The 2,629-nt window shown below is 62.3% G+C and carries 4 protein-coding genes; 1 reads left to right on the forward strand and 3 read right to left on the reverse strand.

Annotation, left to right across the window (positions count from 1 at the left end):
- From ACIQ47_RS16140 to ACIQ47_RS16150, 3 genes are all read right to left on the reverse strand, one after another.
- The coding region (locus ACIQ47_RS16140; protein WP_396439048.1) for an LD-carboxypeptidase at positions 1 to 243 on the reverse strand (243 nt) is incomplete at its 3' end.
- Positions 244 to 257: 14 nt separating this feature from the next.
- The gene (tadA, locus tag ACIQ47_RS16145) at positions 258 to 1,631 is read right to left on the reverse strand and encodes a tRNA adenosine(34) deaminase TadA (protein ID WP_396439049.1); all 1,374 of its coding nucleotides are present in this window, start codon (positions 1,629 to 1,631) and stop codon (positions 258 to 260) included.
- Between the two features lie 2 nt (positions 1,632 to 1,633).
- The gene (locus tag ACIQ47_RS16150) at positions 1,634 to 2,248 is read right to left on the reverse strand and encodes an FMN-binding negative transcriptional regulator (RefSeq protein WP_396429404.1); all 615 of its coding nucleotides are present in this window, start codon (positions 2,246 to 2,248) and stop codon (positions 1,634 to 1,636) included.
- A 145-nt stretch (positions 2,249 to 2,393) separates the two neighbouring features.
- On the opposite strand from ACIQ47_RS16150, the gene ACIQ47_RS16155 reads away from it, so the two are divergent.
- Positions 2,394 to 2,629 (forward strand): HigA family addiction module antitoxin (locus tag ACIQ47_RS16155; RefSeq protein ID WP_396439050.1); only part of this gene is annotated, 236 nt, incomplete at its 3' end.

Consider the following 2,629-nt stretch of genomic DNA (forward strand, 5'->3'; position numbering starts at 1 on the left):
CAGGATGCGCGTGAGGCCATAGCCGCCGCGCGAGATGAGCGCCACATCGGCCCCGCTGGCGGCAGCGCGGGTGATGGCCGCGATGCGCGTGGTGTCGTCGCCCGCAAAGCGCATGTGGCTGGCCAATGCGGCCTCGTCCACCTCAACTTCATGGCCTTGGGCTTTCAGGCGCTTGATGCCGCGACGGAAAGCGGTTTTGTCGCGCACCGCGCTGGACGGGGAAAAAATGTAGATGTGGGCCATGCGGGGGTTCTTATTCAGGGCTTGAAGTGTCGCACAGCGGCCTCAGCAATCGCCCGGCCCTGCTCCTGCACAAAATGCCCTGCATCGGGCAGCAACATGGGCTCGAGGCAGCCTTTGATTTGGCCTTGCAATTGGCGCATGACCGGCTCGCCCAGCACCGGGTCTTGCTGGCCAATGGCCATGAAAGTCTGACCATGCCTGTCGTTGCGCCAAAAGTCTCGCGCTTGCCGCGAGATGGCCGCACCGGGTGAATCGGCGAACTCCGGCACCATGGGCGGAAAGGCGCGCAGCGCGGCTCGGTAGCCCTTGTCCGGGAAGGGCGCGTTGTAGGCCGCCGTCTCGGCAGGCGTCATGCTGCGGTTGCCCCGCGCAAACAGCTTGCCCACATCGAACAGCGGCTGGCTTTGGCACCAATCGCGCCAAGCCAAAAAGCCTGCACTCAAGGGGGCCTCGCCGGTGGCCAAGGTCGTGTTCATGACCAGCAAACCCTTGTAACGCTCGGGTGCGGCCATGGGCAAGGTCAGCCCCAAAATGCCGCCCCAGTCCTGCACCACCAGCACCACGCGCTGCAGGTCGAGCCGCTCAATCAAATCCAGCAAGGACTGGCGATGGGTTTCAAACTGGTGAAAACTGTCCTTCTTGGGCTTGTCGCTCTTGCCAAAGCCGATCAGGTCGGGCGCCACCACGCGGTGGCCTGCCGCCAGCCAAACCGGGATCATCTTGCGGTACAGGTAGCTCCAGGCCGGGTTGCCGTGCAGGCACAACCAAGTGAATGGGGCATTGGCGTCGCCCTCATCCAGGTAATGCATGCGCAGCCCGGCGATGCTGGGCAGGTCGTTCACATAGCGCGGCTGCCAGGGGTAGTCGGGCAAACCGGCAAAGGCCGTATCGGGCGTTCGCAAAGCGTCTTCGCGCACCGGGTCGGTGTTGATGCGCCGGGGTTTGAAAAAGTCCCTGAGCATCTGGCCGCATTCCTCGGCCAGCACGCCGCCCATGACTTGGGTTTGGGGGTTCAGCTGCCTGTGGTCAAACAAATTGAGCACCGAGCCTGCCGCCCCGGTGCGCGGATCGGCCGCGCCAAACACCACGCGGTCCAACCGAGCGTGCAGCATGGCGCCGCTGCACATGCTGCACGGCTCCAGTGTCACGTACAGCGTGCAGCCTTCGAGCCTGTAATTGCCCAACACGCGGGCCGCTTCGCGCAGCGCCATCACTTCGGCGTGCGCCGTGGGGTCGTGGCTGGCAATCGGGGAATTTCGGCCCGTGGCGATGACTTGCCCATCCTTGACGACCACCGCACCCACAGGCACCTCACCCTCTTCGGCGGCCTGTCGGGCTTGCTCCAGGGCCAGGCCCATCCAGTGGGCGTCTTGGCTTGGTGTGAGCACGCTCACGCCACCATGCCCAGCCGCTGCATCCACTGCGCCAGGGCTTGCTCTTGTTCGCCGCCTTGGGCGTAAGCGGCGTGCATGGCCGCATGTGACTCGGGGCGGTGCTGGTTGATCTTGACCTTGGTTTTCAGGTCCAGAATCTTCAACTCAAAAGCCACGATGCCATTCAGCATGCCGTGGGCGTAACTCTCTGGCAGCCCCCGCCACTGCGCGGCATAAGCCGGTTCGTGGTCGGCAATCATTTGCTTGAGCATGGCGTCTTTGGCATCGTTGCCATCCAGCATGCGGGCCTCGACCCGGGCATGCACCGCCAAATAAGTCCAGGTCGGCACACGCAGCAAATCGGGGTAAACGGCTGGCGACATGTAGGCCTGCGGACCCATGAAGGTCACCAGTGCCTGCGGCCGTGCTTGCAAGAACCCGGCATGCGGATTGGCACGGGCGCAATGACCCAAAAGCGCCACCGGCTGGCCGCTCTCTTTTATCAGCTTGAGCGGCAAATGCGTGACAAACGGAAAACCATCACCGTCGGTGGACACCAAGCTGGCGAACGGGTGTTCGCGCATGATGGCCGCGGCGTGCTGGGGGTGGTTGAATTGTTGGGGCAGGTACATGGTGATGACTGTACCAAACAGAGGGCTTCAATTACCCATTGATCAGCCTCTTGTAACAAGTCATCCGATTTTGACCTTCAAGACCAGAGGATCTACGATGTCGAATATGACCCAGCAGATAAAAAATCAACTTAAAACCGAACGCATGCGCCCCATTCATCCAGGCGAGGTGCTGCGGGAAGAGTTTTTGACGCCCTACCAACTCACGGCACATGCGCTGTCCATGGCGCTGCAAGTACCCGCCCCGCGTATCAACGACATCGTGCGTGAAAAACGCGCCATCACCGTAGACACCGCCTTGCGCTTGGCCAAGTTCTTTGGCAACAGCGCCGAATTCTGGATGGGTCTGCAAACCGACTGCGACATGGCCGTGGCGCGCCA

This window comes from Limnohabitans sp. (assembly GCF_044373035.1).
In the GTDB taxonomy this organism is placed as follows: Bacteria; Pseudomonadota; Gammaproteobacteria; order Burkholderiales; family Burkholderiaceae_C; genus Limnohabitans_A.